At 42.1% G+C, this 16,327-nt stretch carries 15 protein-coding genes; 12 read left to right on the plus strand and 3 right to left on the minus strand.

From position 1 onward, the window contains the following. Nucleotides 1-4 precede the first annotated feature (4 nt). The 6 genes from ispG to PSPO_RS03215 all read left to right on the plus strand — a co-directional run bounded on the left by ispG (nucleotide 5) and on the right by PSPO_RS03215 (nucleotide 6,398). Nucleotides 5-1,123: a flavodoxin-dependent (E)-4-hydroxy-3-methylbut-2-enyl-diphosphate synthase gene (gene ispG, locus PSPO_RS03190; protein ID WP_010560879.1), complete on the plus strand. Its 1,119-nt coding sequence runs from the start codon at nucleotides 5-7 to the stop codon at nucleotides 1,121-1,123. A gap of 88 nt (nucleotides 1,124-1,211) precedes the next feature. Continuing rightward, a complete protein-coding gene (gene hisS, locus PSPO_RS03195) occupies nucleotides 1,212-2,486 on the plus strand; it encodes a histidine--tRNA ligase (RefSeq protein ID WP_010560878.1) in 1,275 nt (424 codons plus the stop codon). Nucleotides 2,487-2,495: 9 nt separating this feature from the next. Beyond that, nucleotides 2,496-3,128: a YfgM family protein gene (locus PSPO_RS03200; protein ID WP_010560877.1), complete on the plus strand. Its 633-nt coding sequence runs from the start codon at nucleotides 2,496-2,498 to the stop codon at nucleotides 3,126-3,128. Nucleotides 3,129-3,135: 7 nt separating this feature from the next. Continuing rightward, nucleotides 3,136-4,323 carry an outer membrane protein assembly factor BamB gene (gene bamB / locus PSPO_RS03205; protein ID WP_010560876.1) on the plus strand — a complete coding sequence of 396 codons (1,188 nt, stop codon included), beginning with the start codon at nucleotides 3,136-3,138 and terminating at the stop codon, nucleotides 4,321-4,323. 91 nt (nucleotides 4,324-4,414) lie between these two features. Then, complete coding sequence (der, locus tag PSPO_RS03210) at nucleotides 4,415-5,893, plus strand: ribosome biogenesis GTPase Der (protein ID WP_010560875.1); 1,479 nt, start codon at nucleotides 4,415-4,417, stop codon at nucleotides 5,891-5,893. Nucleotides 5,894-6,020: 127 nt separating this feature from the next. Then, entirely contained in the window at nucleotides 6,021-6,398 is a 378-nt protein-coding gene (locus PSPO_RS03215; RefSeq protein ID WP_010560874.1) for a VOC family protein, read from the plus strand. On the opposite strand, the gene PSPO_RS03220 is transcribed toward PSPO_RS03215, so the two are convergent. Together PSPO_RS03220 and PSPO_RS03225 are read right to left on the minus strand one after the other, a co-directional pair. Beyond that, nucleotides 6,387-7,229 carry an alpha/beta fold hydrolase gene (locus PSPO_RS03220; RefSeq protein ID WP_010560873.1) on the minus strand — a complete coding sequence of 281 codons (843 nt, stop codon included), beginning with the start codon at nucleotides 7,227-7,229 and terminating at the stop codon, nucleotides 6,387-6,389. The two genes, PSPO_RS03215 and PSPO_RS03220, sit on opposite strands and share 12 nt — an antisense overlap. Beyond that, nucleotides 7,226-7,822, minus strand: coding sequence for a TetR/AcrR family transcriptional regulator (locus PSPO_RS03225; protein ID WP_010560872.1), 597 nt, complete (start codon nucleotides 7,820-7,822; stop codon nucleotides 7,226-7,228). Before PSPO_RS03225 ends, PSPO_RS03220 begins: the two co-directional genes overlap by 4 nt. A 137-nt stretch (nucleotides 7,823-7,959) precedes the next feature. Here PSPO_RS03225 and PSPO_RS03230 point away from each other — a divergent pair, with 137 nt between their 5' ends. Next, nucleotides 7,960-8,904: a GAF domain-containing protein gene (locus PSPO_RS03230; RefSeq protein WP_010560871.1), complete on the plus strand. Its 945-nt coding sequence runs from the start codon at nucleotides 7,960-7,962 to the stop codon at nucleotides 8,902-8,904. Here the strand turns inward: PSPO_RS03230 and argE are convergent. Continuing rightward, a complete protein-coding gene (argE, locus tag PSPO_RS03235; protein ID WP_010560870.1) occupies nucleotides 8,901-10,058 on the minus strand; it encodes an acetylornithine deacetylase in 1,158 nt (385 codons plus the stop codon). The genes PSPO_RS03230 and argE overlap by 4 nt on opposite strands. 193 nt (nucleotides 10,059-10,251) lie before the next feature. Here argE and argC point away from each other — a divergent pair, with 193 nt between their 5' ends. Genes argC through argH form a run of 5 tightly spaced genes read left to right on the plus strand, consistent with a single transcriptional unit; the run spans nucleotide 10,252 to nucleotide 16,063 of the window. Then, on the plus strand, nucleotides 10,252-11,268 hold the full coding sequence (gene argC, locus PSPO_RS03240) for an N-acetyl-gamma-glutamyl-phosphate reductase (protein ID WP_010560869.1): 1,017 nt from the start codon (nucleotides 10,252-10,254) through the stop codon (nucleotides 11,266-11,268). Further along, nucleotides 11,261-12,022, plus strand: a complete 762-nt coding sequence (gene argB, locus PSPO_RS03245) for an acetylglutamate kinase (protein WP_010560868.1) — start codon at nucleotides 11,261-11,263, stop codon at nucleotides 12,020-12,022. Before argC ends, argB begins: the two co-directional genes overlap by 8 nt. 8 nt (nucleotides 12,023-12,030) lie before the next feature. Continuing rightward, nucleotides 12,031-12,951 carry an ornithine carbamoyltransferase gene (locus PSPO_RS03250; RefSeq protein ID WP_010560867.1) on the plus strand — a complete coding sequence of 307 codons (921 nt, stop codon included), beginning with the start codon at nucleotides 12,031-12,033 and terminating at the stop codon, nucleotides 12,949-12,951. A gap of 12 nt (nucleotides 12,952-12,963) precedes the next feature. Beyond that, nucleotides 12,964-14,166 carry an argininosuccinate synthase gene (locus PSPO_RS03255; RefSeq protein WP_010560866.1) on the plus strand — a complete coding sequence of 401 codons (1,203 nt, stop codon included), beginning with the start codon at nucleotides 12,964-12,966 and terminating at the stop codon, nucleotides 14,164-14,166. A 31-nt stretch (nucleotides 14,167-14,197) separates the two neighbouring features. Further along, complete coding sequence (argH, locus tag PSPO_RS03260) at nucleotides 14,198-16,063, plus strand: argininosuccinate lyase (RefSeq protein ID WP_010560865.1); 1,866 nt, start codon at nucleotides 14,198-14,200, stop codon at nucleotides 16,061-16,063. Nucleotides 16,064-16,327 lie beyond the last annotated feature (264 nt).

The following is a 16,327-nucleotide window of genomic DNA, read 5'->3' on the forward strand; positions in this document are numbered from 1 at the left end:
AAGTATGTTTTCAGAATCTCCGATAAAACGCCGCAAATCAAAACGCATTTATGTAGGTAACGTGCCAATTGGCGATGGCGCACCGATTGCCGTGCAGTCAATGACCAATACCGAAACTACCGATGTCGCGGCTACGGTTGCGCAAATCAATGCAATTCAAGCAGCAGGTGCGGATATTGTACGTGTTTCTGTGCCAACAATGGACGCGGCTGAAGCATTTAAAGAAATTAAACAGCAAGTTGATATTCCGCTGGTAGCGGATATTCACTTCGATTACCGTATCGCGCTAAAAGTTGCTGAATATGGTGCTGATTGTTTGCGTATTAACCCAGGTAATATCGGCAGTGAAGAGCGTATTCAAGCGGTTGTTGATGCTGCACGCGAAAAGAACATTCCTATTCGCATTGGCGTGAATGGTGGGTCGCTAGAGCGCGATATCCAAGAAAAATACGGTGAGCCAACACCTGAAGCATTGCTTGAATCAGCGATGCGTCATGTCAATATTTTAAAGCGTCTTAATTTCGATAACTTTAAAGTATCGGTAAAAGCGTCAGATGTATTTTTGGCGGTGGGTGCGTATCGATTGCTTGCGAAAGAAATTGAACAGCCGTTGCATTTGGGGATTACCGAGGCCGGTGGTTTTAGAGCGGGCTCAGTTAAATCTGCGGTTGGACTAGGCATGTTACTAGCCGAGGGTATTGGTGATACGTTACGTGTCTCACTTGCAGCCGACCCAGTGCAAGAAATCAAAGTAGGTTTTGATATCTTAAAATCTTTGCGTATTCGCTCTCGCGGTATTAATTTTATTGCCTGCCCAAGCTGTTCACGTCAAGAATTTGATGTGGTAAGCACGATGAATCAGCTCGAAGAGCGTTTAGAAGACGTTATCGAACCCGTGACTGTTTCGGTTATTGGCTGTGTGGTAAATGGTCCGGGCGAAGCACTGGTGAGCGATTTAGGTTTAGCGGGAGCCAATAAGCGTTCTGGATTGTATATCAATGGTGAGCGTCAAAAAACGCGTATTGATAATACGCAAATTGTTGACCAACTAGAAACGCAAATTCGCGATTACATCGCAAAAAAAGACACTGAACAACAAATAGACGTTAAGTTAGTTGAGTAAGTAGTCTCGTTGAGTATAATTGACAATCTTCTTTTTTCTGGGGCGATATTCGCCCCATGCATTTAATTAGCAATAGGGTAAAAGCAGCGTGGCAAAACAAATCCAAGCAGTTCGCGGCATGAATGATTGTGTACCGGGTGATACTCAGGTATGGCAAAAAGTTGAAAGCATTTTACGCGAAACAGTTGCATCGTATGGTTATCAGGAAATTCGTTTTCCAATTGTTGAATCAACTGATTTGTTTAAACGCTCAATTGGCGAAGTTACCGATATCGTTGAAAAGGAAATGTACACCTTTGAAGATCGTAATGGTGACAGCCTAACATTACGCCCTGAAGGTACTGCGGTATGTGTGCGAGCAGGTAACCAAAATGGGTTACTGTATAATCAAGAGCAGCGCCTTTGGTATATGGGCCCAATGTTCCGCCACGAAAGACCTCAAAAAGGTCGCTACCGTCAGTTTCACCAGTTTGGCTTAGAAGTTTTTGGCTTTGAAACTGCGGACATCGATGCTGAAGTAATTATTTTGACGGCACGTTTATGGAAAGCATTTGGTATTAGTGACTACGTTCGATTAGAGCTTAACTCACTTGGCTCAAATGAAGCACGCGCGCAATATCGTGATGCACTTGTGGCTTACCTTGAGCAAAATATTGATGCATTAGACGAAGATTCAAAACGTCGTATGCACTCAAATCCATTACGTGTACTCGACAGTAAAAACCCAGACGTGCAAGCAGTTTTAGTTGATGCACCAAAGCTATCTGAACACTTAGACCCAGAGTCACAACAGCATTTTGCAAATTTATGTGAACGTTTAGATGCTGCAGGCATCGAATATCAGGTTAATGAAAAACTGGTACGTGGTTTAGATTACTACAACCGCACTGTATTTGAATGGGTTACTGAAAGTTTAGGTGCACAGGGTACAGTGTGCGCTGGCGGTCGTTACGATGGCTTAGTTGAACAACTAGGCGGTAAAGCGACACCTGCAGTGGGTTTTGCAATGGGCATGGAACGTTTAGTGCTGATGTTGCAAGAGCTTAACTGTGTAGGCGAAATTCGTCGCACCAGTGATGTTTACATTGCGGCAATGGGGGATGCAGCAAGCATTCAAGCACCTGTTATTGCCGAGAAGTTACGAGAAAAAGTACCAGGAATACGCATTACAGTGCATGCCGGTGGCGGTAACTTTAAGAAACAATTAAAACGCGCAGATAAAAGCGATGCTGTATACGCACTGATTATCGGTGACAGTGAACTTGAAAATAACCAAGTGACTGTAAAACACTTACGCGAGCATCAAGAACAACAAACACTAAATTTAGATCAAGCAGCCGAGTTGCTAACAGGCTTGGTATAAGAGGTTAGAATGGAAGTTTATTCAACAGAAGAACAACAAGCAGAAGCAATAAAACGATTTTTCCGTGAAAATGGCACATCTCTGATTGCCGGTGTAGTGCTAGGTTTAGGTGGTTTATATGGCTGGAAAGCATATAACCAATCGCAAATTGATAGCGCTGAAGCAGCGTCGGATGCCTACACGCAATTAATCTCGACGGCAGGTCAAGAGAACTCTGACGTACTTGCAAAGTCAGACGCATTTTTAACTGAGTATAAAGATTCTAGCTATGCTGTATTAGCAGCGTTTGTAAGCGCACGTGAAGCAGTTGATGCAAAAGACTACAGTGCAGCAAAAGAAAAGCTAGAGTGGATTGTAACAAATGCACCAAAAGCTGAGTTGAAAGCTATTGCTACAACACGTATTGCACGTATTGAACTTGCTGAAGGAAACTTTGACGCGGCACTTGCAAAACTAAACACAACGTTGCCAGAAGCGTTCAAAGCACAAGTAGAAGAGCTTAAAGGTGACATCTACCTTGCTAAAGACGATAAAGACAATGCACGTTTAGCATACCAAGCAGCACTTGATGCGGCAGGTGAAACGCAAAATCAGCTTCTTCAAGTTAAATTGGATAATCTAGCTGTTGCTCAGACGCTGTAGGTGATTTATGAAAAAAATTACCTTAGCAACCTTGTTGCTGTTAACACTTGGCTTAACTGGCTGTTCATCAAGTGATGATGAAGAAGACGAGTTAACACTGCCTGAAATCGTTAATCAGTTTGAAGCTGATAGCGTATGGCAAACTAGTGTCGGTTCTGGTGTTGAACATTATTTTTCGCGTCTTTCGCCAGTGGTTTACAAAGACACAGTATTTGTTGCGTCACGTCGTGGTGAAATCAAAGCAATTGATATTAACAGTGGCAAAGAACTTTGGCGCAGTGATGTACGTAAAAACCCTGCATTTTGGCCATGGGAAGATGACGATAGCGCTAAGCTATCGGGTGGCTTAAGCGAAGCGTACGGCAAGATTTTTGTGGGCACAGAACGCGGTGAAGTGATTGCACTTGATCGTGAAACCGGTGAACTTGCTTGGCGCAAACAAGTGCCAGGCGAAGCACTTTCAGCACCTGCTGCAGGCGATGGCTTAATTTATGTGAATTTAGGTTCAGGTAAGTTAGTTGCACTACATCCAGATGAAGGTGAACAGCGTTGGGTGTATGAGCATGAAGTGCCAGCACTTACGTTACGTGGCATTAGCTCTCCGCAATCAGCAAACGGCGGCGTTATCTTTGGTGAAGAGAACGGTAAGCTGTCAGTAGTTATCGCAGAAAACGGCTTTTTAGCGTGGCAAGCTGACGTTGCAATTCCACAAGGTGCATCAGAGTTTGAACGTTTGGCGGATGTAGATACGCAACCAGTTGTACAGGGTTCAACGGTTTATTCACTGGCGTATAACGGCAACTTAGTAGCTGTTGATATTCGCTCAGGTAATGTGCTTTGGAAGCGTGAATACAGTGGCTACCGCGATTTTACCGTTGATGGTCGCAATATCTATTTGGTAGATAGCCAAGGTTCTATCTATGCTTTAGATGCAAGCTCAGGTATTGAACGTTGGAGTCAACCAGCTTTAAATGGTTGGTTTTTGACTGGTCCAACAGTATTTGGCAACTATCTAGTAACGGGTGACCAAGAAGGTAACCTACACTGGTTAGATAAAGAAACCGGCGATCTTGTATCGCGCAGTGAATTCGATAGTTCAGGTTTCTACGTCGAGCCAATTACAGCGGGTGATAAACTAATTGTTATCACACGTGATGGTGAACTGAGTTTAGTTAACTTACCACTAGCGAATTAATATTTATTGCCAAGTGTGACTTGGTAAATTAAAGGCTTCGTTACGGCTTGCTCTGGACGAAGCCTTTTGTTGTTTATTTAAGAGGTTGAATATGCTTCCTGTGATTGCCCTTGTGGGCCGTCCTAATGTTGGGAAATCAACATTGTTTAATCGCTTGACGCGAACGCGTGATGCACTTGTGGCAGACTTTCCGGGTCTGACACGCGATCGTAAATATGGTCAGGCGAGTTATGAAGATTACGAGTTCATTTTAGTGGATACTGGCGGTATCGACGGGTCTGAGCAGGGCATTGAATCTGAAATGGCTGAGCAATCGCTGTTAGCGATTGAAGAAGCCGATATTGTAATGTTCTTAGTTGATGCTAGAGCGGGCTTAACCGCATCTGATATTGGCATTGCAGATCACTTACGTAAACAGCAAAAGAAAGTATTTGTTGTTGCCAACAAGATTGATGGTATTGATGCGGATTCAAACTGTGCTGAGTTTTACCAATTAGCACTTGGCGAAGTATATCAAATCGCTGCAGCTCATGGCCGTGGTATTACATCATTACTTGATACGGCACTACAGCCGGTAATTGCTGAATATGCTGAGGCGTATCGTGAAGCAAACCCGGAAGAGTTTGAAGATGATCTAGTTGATTCACTTTACGATGATGAAAACGAAGGTGAAGAAGTTGATGGTGAGCACTCAGACAAACCGGTTAAGCTTGCGATCATTGGTCGTCCAAATGTAGGTAAATCAACTCTTACAAACCGTATTTTAGGTGAAGAGCGCGTTATTGTATACGATATGCCAGGTACCACTCGTGACTCTGTGTATATTCCAATGACACGCAATGAGAAAGAGTACGTACTGATTGACACCGCAGGTGTGCGTAAACGTAAAAAAGTATCTGACGTTGTAGAAAAGTTCTCAGTAATTAAAACACTGAAAGCGATTGAAGATGCAAACGTTGTATTACTGGTAATTGATGCACGTGAAGGTATTAGTGATCAAGACTTAAGCTTATTAGGCTATACGCTTAACGCGGGTCGTTCATTAGTGATTGCGGTAAACAAGTGGGATGGCTTGGATACCGATGTAAAAGATCGCATTAAATCAGAGCTCGATCGTCGTTTAGGTTTTATTGATTTTGCGCGTATTCACTTTATCTCGGCGCTGCACGGTACTGGTGTTGGTCATTTATTTGAATCAGTAGATGAAGCCTATGAATCGGCAACAAAACGTATCAGTACTGCGATGTTACGCCGTATTATGGATATGGCACAAGCTGATCACCAGCCACCGTTAGTACGTGGTCGTCGTGTTAAGTTAAAATACGCGCACGCAGGGGGATACAACCCGCCAATTATTGTTATTCACGGTAACCAAGTTAAAGACTTACCTGATTCGTACAAGCGTTATATGATGAACTATTATCGTAAAGCGCTTAAGGTTATGGGTACGCCAATCAAGATTGAATTTAGAGAAGGCGATAACCCGTATGCAGGTCGCACTAATAAGATGACCTTGTCGCAGCAGCGACAGCGCAAACGTATTTCTAAAATGTATAGCAAAAAGCCTTAATTTTAGATTTGTTGAAAAAAGCACCGAATAGGTGCTTTTTTCGTATGTGATGATGGAAATAGCTGCAATTACCAGCAGTTATGTGCTAATAATTAGACAATAAGAATAATTAACCATCATGTCATAAATGGATTACTTAAAAACAGTTATCTACGTTGATAATGTTGAAGAAACGTTAGATTTCTACTTCCAAGCATTTGCCGTCAGCACGGCTCAGCTCGATGAAGACGGGCAATATGGCGAGCTGGACTTCCAAGGTGCGTGTATTGCCTTCGCGGCGCATCCCTTAGCGCAATCTCACTTTAAGCAGAGTTATATTCGCGCGCAGCCAAAACAACCTGCACTTGGTTTTGAGTTAGTCTTAAAGGTTGATGACATTAATTTAGCATTTGCAAAAGCGGTAGATGCAGGCGCAGAACCACTTTCTGCACCGCATGAAATGGAAGGTAAAAATTTGGCGTATGTACGTTCTATTGAAGGTACACTTATTGCGCTAAGCGAATAAACTTTGCTTCATAAACTGCCAAGTTTCTTCAGAATTTATAATGCGACCGTGACCAAGTTTATTAACAGCTTTTAAGTTGATATGACTGTGCTGACTTGCTTGCTGGTTGGTTAGTTCAAACTTCGCAAATCGGTCTTTTTGGTCGTGAATAATATGAATCGGGTGGGCGTGACCTGCAACGTGTAATTCAGGCAAAATCTCACCAAAACGCATATCGTGTTCATCTTCAACACTTTTTAGCACGCCACTAAATAAGTGTTGATGAATGCCCGTATTTAAAATACGTTCTTCAAAAGAGTCGTAAAAGCCAAAGGTAGGCGCAATTAAAAAATGAGGTACATCTTTACTCACATTAAGCGCTGCAATTGTTCCCATAGAATGACTGACAATTGCTTTGGGCTGCTCAATGCTTGCCATTACAGATTTTAACCCTTTAATAAAAAGCGGTAAATTAGCAAACTTACCATCGCTTTCACCATGACCGTAATGATCAAATGCCATCGCTTTAAAACCACTTGCCGCTACTTTCTCCATAAGTGGTAAAAATTGGCGGCTACTACCAGACCAGCCATGGGTAAAAACAACAGCAGGACCTTCACCAATTGAGGTAAGGTGTAAGTCACCGTGCTCGGTTGCTAGTTTTTGTTGCGTAAACTGAGCTGACAATGTTGTTCTTTTACGGTTTTTTACCGGCGTTAACAGTAATTTTCTCGTTTGATTAAAGGCAAACTTTGGAGCAATTTTAAGCGCGGTAGTCGATGCCGCTTTAATCAAATAATAGGCAAGCGGTTTTCTTTTTGCCGATGATGAAAAATAGATTTTACTGCTCATACAGATTCCTCTGCGCGGTGGCGCTCAATTAATTGGTTTAGGGCTGTTTTAAAACGGCTATGCTCAGCGTCTTCAACACCTAGCCACGACATGCTTTGGCTGCCCAAATAAAGTGCGTAGAGTTCAAACACAAATTGCTCTGCGCTTACGTTTTGTTTGAATTGCCCAGCACTTATCACTTGCGTAACTTTGTGAGTTAAATAGCCAAGCCAATTTGCAAGATCTTGCTTAACTCGGTCGTGTATAGCGCCGGGTTGGTCATCAAATTCCACTGCCGCGGAGATAAAAATGCAGGTTTTTGCTTGGTTTTCATACCAATCTAGCCAGTTCTCACACAAGCTAAGTAATTGACCAAGAGGATCAAGCTCGCGGTTGATTGGCTGAATAACCGTGCTTTGAAAAAGTTCATTGGCGAATGTTAGTACATTTAATTGCAGCGTTTCTTTTGATTTGAAATGCGAAAACAAGCCCGATTTTGACATGCCTGTGGCAACTGCAAGGCCGCCAATAGTGAGGTTGTCTAAGCTTGACTGTGTAGCAATTTTTAACGCGGTTGCGAGGATCTGCTGTTTTGTTTCTTGACCTTTACTCATAAAAGTACGCTCGTGCTATTATTGGTGTGATAATAGCACGAGCGTGCTAAAAGTAAATGTTTCAATTAGCTGTTTGCGAACACCGCATTTAATTCAATGTTGCCTATACTGTGTGTAATGCAATATGAGAGTTCACTATGCTAACCCCCGATTTACCAGCCAATGAAAATACAAGAATTAAAACCCTACAAAGCTTAAATGTGCTCGATACACCGCCTGAGCAAAGGCTCGATAGAGTTACGCAAATTGCAGCTAAAATGTTTAACGTACCTATCGCATTGGTATCATTAGTTGATAAAGAACGACAGTGGTTTAAGTCTTGTGTTGGTTTAACGGCAAGTGAAACACCGCGAGATATTTCCTTTTGCGGCCATGCGATTTTAAGTGAGCAAGCATTGGTTGTAACAGATACTTTAGCGGATGAGCGTTTTGCAGATAACCCGTTGGTACAGGGCGAGCCAAATATTCGCTTTTATGCGGGGATCCCTCTTGAGCATGAAAATGGATGCCGTTTGGGTACCTTGTGCATTATTGATAGCAAACCTCGTAATTTTAATACAGACGATATTGCCTTATTGAAAGAGCTTGCGATACTTGTGGAACTTGAGTTAGTAAATAAATTACCAAATACCACAGACCCCGTAACAGGGTTATCAAACAAAGTTGGTTTTAAGTTATTAGCGCCGATTAGTTTAAAGGTGTGTCAAAAATTAAATCTTAAAGTTTCGGTAGTGTATTTGTTTATGAAAGGGCTGCTTAGTTATCGTCATGATCGACAGAAGTATACGACTATTTTAAAGACAACAGCTGAACTTTACAAAACCACATTTAGAGCGACTGATTTAATCGCCCGTTATGATGAAAATGGATTTGTTGCGCTACTAAGTAATGCGGACAAACACAATACGCAAGAGCTACTTGATTGTTTGATCACGCAAATGAATGACGTTGATTTTGACGTGCACCATGATAGCCCTATTGAGTTGATAACGGGTGTCATCGACAGCTCACCATTTTGTGATATTGATGAGCTGATCTTTAACGCCTTTATTAAGCTGCATGAGCAAGGCGAGGGGCTTTAGAAACAGGATGCGACAATAAGCTGCTTAATCATCTCTTGGCTTGGTTTTATTTTTTCCATCGCTAAAAATTCATCGGGTTGGTGGGCTTGTTGTATTGAGCCTGGACCCATTACGATTGTTTCGCAACCGAGTTGTTGTAAAAAAGGCGCTTCGGTGCAATAGTTTACTGCTTGTGCTTTTTCACCAGACAGCTTTTCAGCAAGCTTTACTAAACTGCTATCGGTGCTGCCTGAAAACGCAGGAATAGGTTCGTGCAAATCATGTACCGCCACCGCGTTTGGATATTGATCATTTATCGGCGCTACCGCCTGCAACAGCATTGCTTGAAGTTCTGGAATACTAATGCCGGGAATTGGGCGCATATCAATATGTAACTCGCAACAACCACAAATGCGGTTGGCATTGTCACCACCATGGATGTGTCCAAGGTTTAAAGTTGGGTAGGGTATTTTAAAATCTGTTAGTGAATATTTATTCTTTATGTCTTCTTTTAGTTTTAATAGCTGGCTAATCACAAGCTGCATGACTTCTATCGCGTTTAAACCCGCATCAGGATCAGAGCTATGACCTGCTTTACCTGTTACACGAATTGCCGTCGACATATGTCCTTTATGAGTATAAACAGGCACCATGTCGGTAGGTTCACCAATAATACAACGAGCCGGCTTTAGTTTATTCTGTTTGGCGATTTCAATTGCGCCAGCCATTGTAGTTTCTTCATCTGCGGTCGCTAAAATTGTAATAGGCTGTTTTAGATTAGCGAGTCCAGTATCGTTATCTATTTCTTGTAATGCATTTAAAACAAAAGCAAAAAAGCCTTTCATATCGATACTGCCTAAGCCATAAAACTTATTGTCTTGTTCGCTTAATTTGAACGGGTCGAATTGCCAACGACTATCGTCAAATGGCACTGTGTCTGTATGTCCTGCCAGCATTAAACCGCCTTCACCCGTACCTAACTTTGCCGCTAAATTGTATTTTCCCAGATTATTATCAAGTTCTGTAATTTCGACTGCAAAGCCAAGTGATTCACACCAAGTTGCCAATAAATTGATGACTTCGCGGTTACTCATGTCGAGTGATGGCACCGTTGCGCTAATCGACGGTGCAGCAATAAGTGCACCATACATATCAAGAAAGTGTAATTGCGACATGATTACCTCAAAATATTTAATAAATAATTATGCAAAAAAGTTGAATATAAATTTACATTGGTTTATTCTGCATTTCAATTCATTATTTTGAAATAATTAGTACCGAGACTAACAGCATGCAGAACTCAATTTTACGACGATAACACTTTTTGAAAACTTGTCTTTATACCCTTAATAGTTTTTTGGAAAAAATATGAATATCGTTATCGTTGGTGCAAGCGGTTACTCAGGTGCTGAGCTTGCCAAATTAATCTCTCTACATAACTCACTAAAGTTAGTGGGTATGTATGTGTCTGAAAATAGCTTAGATAAAGGTAAATCGCTTGCTAGTCTTTACCCTGAACTAAATGGCATTGTTGCAGGTGAAATAGCGCCGTTAAATAGTGAGGCATTTTCAGTAATCGAACAAAATGCCGATGCCATTTGCCTATGCACAGAACATTCAGTCAGTGTCGAACTTGCCCCTCAGTTTTTAGCAATGGGCAAAAAAGTATTTGATTTATCTGGAGGCTTTCGCCTGTCATCAAATGATGACTATGAAACCTATTATGGCTTTAAACACACTAGCCCTGAGCTATTAGAACAAGCTGTTTATGGTCTTGTTGAATGGCAAAAAGATCAAATCAAAAATGCACAGTTAGTAGCAGTACCTGGTTGTTACCCAACCGCTGCACTAAATGCGCTTAAACCATTAAAACAAGCCGGCTTACTTACTGATGATTCTGTGATTATCAATGCGGTTTCTGGTGTTACTGGCGCTGGGCGTAAAGCCAATGTGGCAACGCATTTTTGCGAAGTGAGCCTAAAACCGTACGGTTTATTTAATCATAGACACGGCCCTGAAATTGAAAAATACCTTGACCACAAGGTGTTGTTCACACCGCATTTAGGTAATTTTAAGCGCGGTATTCTTGAAACTATCTATGTCAAAGTAAAACCAGGCACGACTGCAAAGCAAATTGCAGAGTCATATCAAGTGCTTGCTGATGAGCCTTTAATTCGCTTACTTGGTGATGTTATTCCATCAATTAAAGGTGTTGAGAACACGCCGTTTGTTGATATTGGTTGGCAGTTACAGGGTGAACAACTCATTGTTATTTCTGCGATTGATAATTTACTTAAAGGCGCGTCAGGTCAAGCACTGCAATGTATTAATTTAACTTTAGGACTGCCTGCTCATACTGGCTTTCAAGGAGTGAATCATGGCTAATTGGGTAATTAAGCTAGGTGGCGCGGTATTAAATAATATTGACGCTGCAAAAGCGTTAATTGATGTGCTGCATCAAAAGCCAAAAGACAAATTTATTTTAGTGCATGGCGGTGGCTCATTAGTAGATAGCTGGTTAAGCGATGCGGGCTTTGTTACGTCAAAGCACCTTGGTCTGCGTATTAGTCCGCGTGAACAAATGCCTTACATTGTTGGTGCGCTTGCGGGCTGTGCAAATAAGCAATTAATGGGCGCGGCAATTAGTAATGGTTTTAAGCCTGTTGGTTTAAGCCTTTATGAAGCGGGTCTTGTTAGTGAACAAAAGCTAAAAGCCCTTGGCCAAGTCGGTACCTGCATTGAAAACGATGCCAGTATTCTTAAATCATTGCTAAATGCGGGGTGTTTTCCAATTGTGAGCTCGATTGGTTTTGACTTAGAAGGAAATTGGTACAACGTAAACGCCGATGAAGCAGCAGCTGGTATCGCTCAATTGCTTGATGCGGAGCTTGTTTTTATGACAGATGTAGAAGCTGTATTAGATCACAAGCTTAATCCGTTACATCAGTTATCAAGTGCTGATATCAGCACATTAATCGAAGAGGGAGTCATTAAAGGCGGCATGCAGGTAAAAGTAAATACCAGCTTGCAAGCTGCTCAACATTTACGACGTGGCGTGTATATCTCGAGCTGGCAAAAGCCAGATAACTTAATCGCATTGCTCAATGGTGAGCATGTGGGAACCAAGATTACGCCATAGGAAAAACGATGACTCAACAATTTATTACGGGCTTAGAGCTAAACAAAGAAGCCAACTTAAAATTACTTAACTTAGCATTACAAATTAAAAATAACCCAATGGATTTTGCCGATGCTCTTAAAGGGAAATCGGTTGTTACGCTATTTGAAAAACCAAGTTTACGTACTCGCCTGTCGTTTGATATCGGCATTAACAAACTCGGTGGTCATGCGGTTTATCTTGACCAGCAAAACGGTGCTATGGGGCAGCGTGAATCGGTAAAAGATTTTGCCTTGAATATTTCCACGTGGGCGGATGGCATTGTGGCGCGTGTAATGGCGCATAGCACATTAACTACGCTTAGCGAATTTTCGTCTGTGCCGGTTGTAAATAGTTTGTGTGATTTATATCACCCATGCCAAGCACTCGCTGACTTTTTGACATTGACTGAAATTTACGGCGACGTAAGCCAACTAAAATTGGCTTATTTAGGTGAAGGTAACAATGTTACGCACTCACTAATGCTGTTAGCAGCAAGCTTAGGTACTGACTTTGTTGCGGTATGCCCTAAAGGCGCATCACCTGATGCACAAATTGTAAAACAAGCTGAAGCAATAGCAGCACAAAATGGCGCATCGGTCTCGGTAAGTGACCGCGTAGAAGCTGCAGTTGGGTCGAATGCACTCTATGCCGATACTTGGGTATCAATGGGCGATAACACACCATTAGAGCTGGTCAAAGAAAAGTACATGCCGTACCAAATTAATCAAAAACTGCTTGATATGACAGGCGCATCAAGTGTGCTTCATTGTCAACCAGCGCACCGTGAATTTGAGATTACCTCTGAGGTAATGGACGGTGAAAAATCATTCATAATACAACAAGCTGAAAATCGTATGCATGCGCAAAATGCTCTGCTTGTAAGTTTATTAAACCCAAATTTTGTGTAAGGAATCGGTAACATGAGTTCTATTAAAAAAGTTGTACTAGCATACTCAGGTGGTCTTGATACATCGGCTATCGTGCCATGGTTAAAAGAAAACTATAACTGTGAAGTAGTGGCATTCGTTGCCGATGTAGGCCAAGGCGCTGAAGAGTTAGAAGGCGTAGAAGCAAAAGCAATTGCATCGGGCGCATCTGAGTGTCATATCGTTGATTTAAAAGACGAGTTAGTTGCCGATTATATTTATCCAACGCTTAAAACTGGCGCAATTTACGAAGGTACATACTTACTAGGTACGTCAATGGCGCGTCCTATCATTGCTAAAGCACAAGTTGAAGTTGCGCGTAAAGTAGGTGCTGATGCACTTTCTCACGGCTGTACCGGTAAGGGGAATGATCAAGTACGTTTTGAAAGCTGCTTTGCAGCTCTTGCACCCGATTTAAAAGTAATAGCGCCTTGGCGTGAATGGGATTTATCAAGCCGTGAATCATTACTTGATTATCTTGCTGAGCGTAATATTCCGTGTTCAGCGTCGGCGACTAAAATTTACAGTCGTGATGCAAACGCGTGGCACATCTCACACGAAGGTGGTGAGCTTGAAGATCCGTGGTGTCAACCGAGCGATCAAGTATGGACATGGACAAACTCGCCAGAGCAAGCGCCAAATGAGTCACAATTTGTTCAGCTTAGTGTTAAAAATGGTGAAGTAGTTGCGGTAAATGGTGAGCAAATGTCACCGTTTCAAGTACTCACTACGCTAAACGAAGTTGCAGCACTTCATGGTATTGGGCGTGTTGATATCGTTGAAAATCGTTTAGTAGGTATGAAGTCGCGTGGTTGTTATGAAACACCTGGAGGCACTGTAATTATGGCGGCACTTCAAGCGATTGATGAGTTAGTGCTTGATAAAACCAGCCGCAAGTGGAAAGACACTTTAGCGAATGAGTTCTCGCACCTTGTTTATGACGGTCGTTGGTTTACGCCACTAAAAGATTCAATTTTAGCTGCAGCAGAAGCGTTTTCGACTCTTGCAACCGGCGAAGTGGTATTAAAGCTTTATAAAGGCCAAGTTACCGCAGTTCAAAAGCAGTCTGAAAACTCGTTATATAGTGAAGACTTTGCAACGTTTGGTGAAGATGATGTGTACGACCAATCACATGCAGAAGGCTTTATTCGTCTATTTTCATTAAGCAGTAGAATTTCTGCAATGAATAACAAGTAATCTTGCCGATAATTAGTGAGAGGATAGAGTTATGGCACTGTGGGGCGGACGTTTTTCTTCGGGACCAGATCACGCATTTAAGCAATTTAATGACTCACTGCCATTTGATTATCAAATGGCAGAAGAAGACATTATTGGTTCTGTGGCTTGGGCTGGTGCGTTACAACAAGTTGATGTGTTAACAGCGGACGAACATCAAAAATTAGTAGCAGGTTTAAACGAACTTTTACATGAAGTTCAGCAAAACCCAAATGCAATTGCAACGGCTGGGGATGAGGATATTCACTCGTATGTAGAGGCAAAGCTAATTGAAAAAGTGGGCGATCTTGGTAAAAAGCTGCACACAGGTCGTAGCCGAAATGACCAAGTAGCTACTGATTTTCGCTTATGGAGCCGAAAAACTGCGAAGCAATTACTTGCGGCCATAGCGTCATTAAAAAATGCCTTAGTCACCCTTGCGGAAAAAGAGTTTGGTACCGTGCTACTTGGGTATACTCATCTACAGCGTGCGCAACCTGTGTTGTTTAGTCATTGGTGTATGGCATATTTTGAAATGCTAGAGCGCGATGAAGCGCGTTTAGAAAGTGCGCTTAGCCGCATTAATGTCTGTCCGCTAGGTTCCGGCGCGCTGGCAGGTACTGCCTATGCCATCGACCGTGAACAACTGGCTGCTAATTTAGGTTTTGATAGAGCAAGCCGTAATAGCCTTGATGCCGTGTCGGACCGTGATTTTGTGGTAGAGCTTTTAAGCTGTGCGTCAATTTCAATGATGCACTTATCACGCCTTGCAGAAGATATGATCTTCTATAATTCGGGTGAAGCAGGCTTTATTGAACTGGCAGACAGTGTGACGTCTGGCTCAAGCCTGATGCCGCAAAAGAAAAACCCAGATGCGCTAGAACTTATTCGGGGTAAAACTGGCCGTGTATTTGGCGCCTTTAGCGCCATGATGATGACCTTAAAAGCATTGCCGCTTGCGTATAATAAAGATATGCAAGAGGACAAAGAAGGGCTTTTTGATGCAATGCCAACTTGGCTTGCTTGTATTCATATGGCTGAAGCTTGCATTAAAGGTGTTAAGGTTAATGCAGAGAAAACCAAAGCTGCGGCACAAGGTGGCCATGCTAATGCCACAGAGCTTGCAGATTACTTAGTTGCCAAAGGTATTCCGTTCCGTGAAGGTCATCACATTGTTGGTGAACTGGTACAAGTGGCAATTTCAGAGGGTAAAAACCTTGAAGATTTATCACTAGCGCAGTTTAAAGCAGTTTGCGATGTAATCGCAGAAGATGTGTACCCAGTGCTTGAACTACAAGCGTGTTTAGATGCGCGTTTAGCACTTGGTGGTACATCGCCGACGCAAGTTCAATTTGCCATTAGCAACGCAAAAAAAAACGCTGAATTTACGGTAAGAGATGCCACGCTTAATGATGTGGAAGCAATTGCTGAACTTATTCAGTATTGGGCGCGCGAAGGTGAAAACCTACCGCGCGCAAAAAGCGATATGATCCACAGCATCAATGAATTTGCAGTAACGGAAGTCAACGGTAAAGTGACAGGTTGTGCATCGCTATATATTTACGATACAGGCCTTGCTGAAATTCGTTCGTTAGGAGTTAATCCTGAATCGAATGTGAAAGGGCAGGGACGAGCGTTGGTAAATCACCTAATTGAAAAAGGTGGTAAGTTGGCGCTAGGGCGCATTATCGTGCTGACTCGTGTGCCTGGTTTTTTTAGTAAGTTAGGTTTTGCTGACAGCCATAAATCTCAATTACCTGAAAAGGTGATGAAAGATTGTGAGTTGTGCCTCAGAAAAGATAACTGTGATGAGGTTGCTATGGACTATTTGATTGCACGGCCAAATTCGTTGCGTATCGATTGTCGCAATGTAGCCTAAATCCATTTCAAATTTAATCGCCATTAAAAGCACAACAGTTATGCTGTTGTGCTTTTTTACGTTTTACACTTTTTGTACTTTACTCAATAGAGATGGTGCTATTTAGATTGCAGTTGTTATTCAATTTGATTTTATTGTTATATAAAACAGTAAATTTAACCCTTTATTCGTATATTGAGAGTAATTCGCATTTATGGATCGCTAATTGCTAAATTTGTGCACCTGATGTTTAGTTGTCAGAAAAATGACAGCTAAAGGCACCTA

The organism is Pseudoalteromonas spongiae UST010723-006 (genome assembly GCF_000238255.3).
Lineage (GTDB): Bacteria > Pseudomonadota > Gammaproteobacteria > Enterobacterales > Alteromonadaceae > Pseudoalteromonas > Pseudoalteromonas spongiae.

Bases quoted from the DNA above. Each gene is read 5' to 3' on its own strand.
- ispG (WP_010560879.1), top strand. From the start codon at position 5: ATGTTTTCAGAATCTCCGATAAAACGCCGCAAATCAAAACGCATTTAT.
- PSPO_RS03200 (WP_010560877.1), top strand. From the start codon at position 2,496: ATGGAAGTTTATTCAACAGAAGAACAACAAGCAGAAGCAATAAAACGA.
- bamB (WP_010560876.1), top strand. From the start codon at position 3,136: ATGAAAAAAATTACCTTAGCAACCTTGTTGCTGTTAACACTTGGCTTA.
- der (WP_010560875.1), top strand. From the start codon at position 4,415: ATGCTTCCTGTGATTGCCCTTGTGGGCCGTCCTAATGTTGGGAAATCA.
- PSPO_RS03215 (WP_010560874.1), top strand. From the start codon at position 6,021: ATGGATTACTTAAAAACAGTTATCTACGTTGATAATGTTGAAGAAACG.
- PSPO_RS03220 (WP_010560873.1), bottom strand. From the start codon at position 7,229: ATGAGCAGTAAAATCTATTTTTCATCATCGGCAAAAAGAAAACCGCTT.
- PSPO_RS03225 (WP_010560872.1), bottom strand. From the start codon at position 7,822: ATGAGTAAAGGTCAAGAAACAAAACAGCAGATCCTCGCAACCGCGTTA.
- PSPO_RS03230 (WP_010560871.1), top strand. From the start codon at position 7,960: ATGCTAACCCCCGATTTACCAGCCAATGAAAATACAAGAATTAAAACC.
- argE (WP_010560870.1), bottom strand. From the start codon at position 10,058: ATGTCGCAATTACACTTTCTTGATATGTATGGTGCACTTATTGCTGCA.
- argC (WP_010560869.1), top strand. From the start codon at position 10,252: ATGAATATCGTTATCGTTGGTGCAAGCGGTTACTCAGGTGCTGAGCTT.
- argB (WP_010560868.1), top strand. From the start codon at position 11,261: ATGGCTAATTGGGTAATTAAGCTAGGTGGCGCGGTATTAAATAATATT.
- PSPO_RS03250 (WP_010560867.1), top strand. From the start codon at position 12,031: ATGACTCAACAATTTATTACGGGCTTAGAGCTAAACAAAGAAGCCAAC.
- PSPO_RS03255 (WP_010560866.1), top strand. From the start codon at position 12,964: ATGAGTTCTATTAAAAAAGTTGTACTAGCATACTCAGGTGGTCTTGAT.
- argH (WP_010560865.1), top strand. From the start codon at position 14,198: ATGGCACTGTGGGGCGGACGTTTTTCTTCGGGACCAGATCACGCATTT.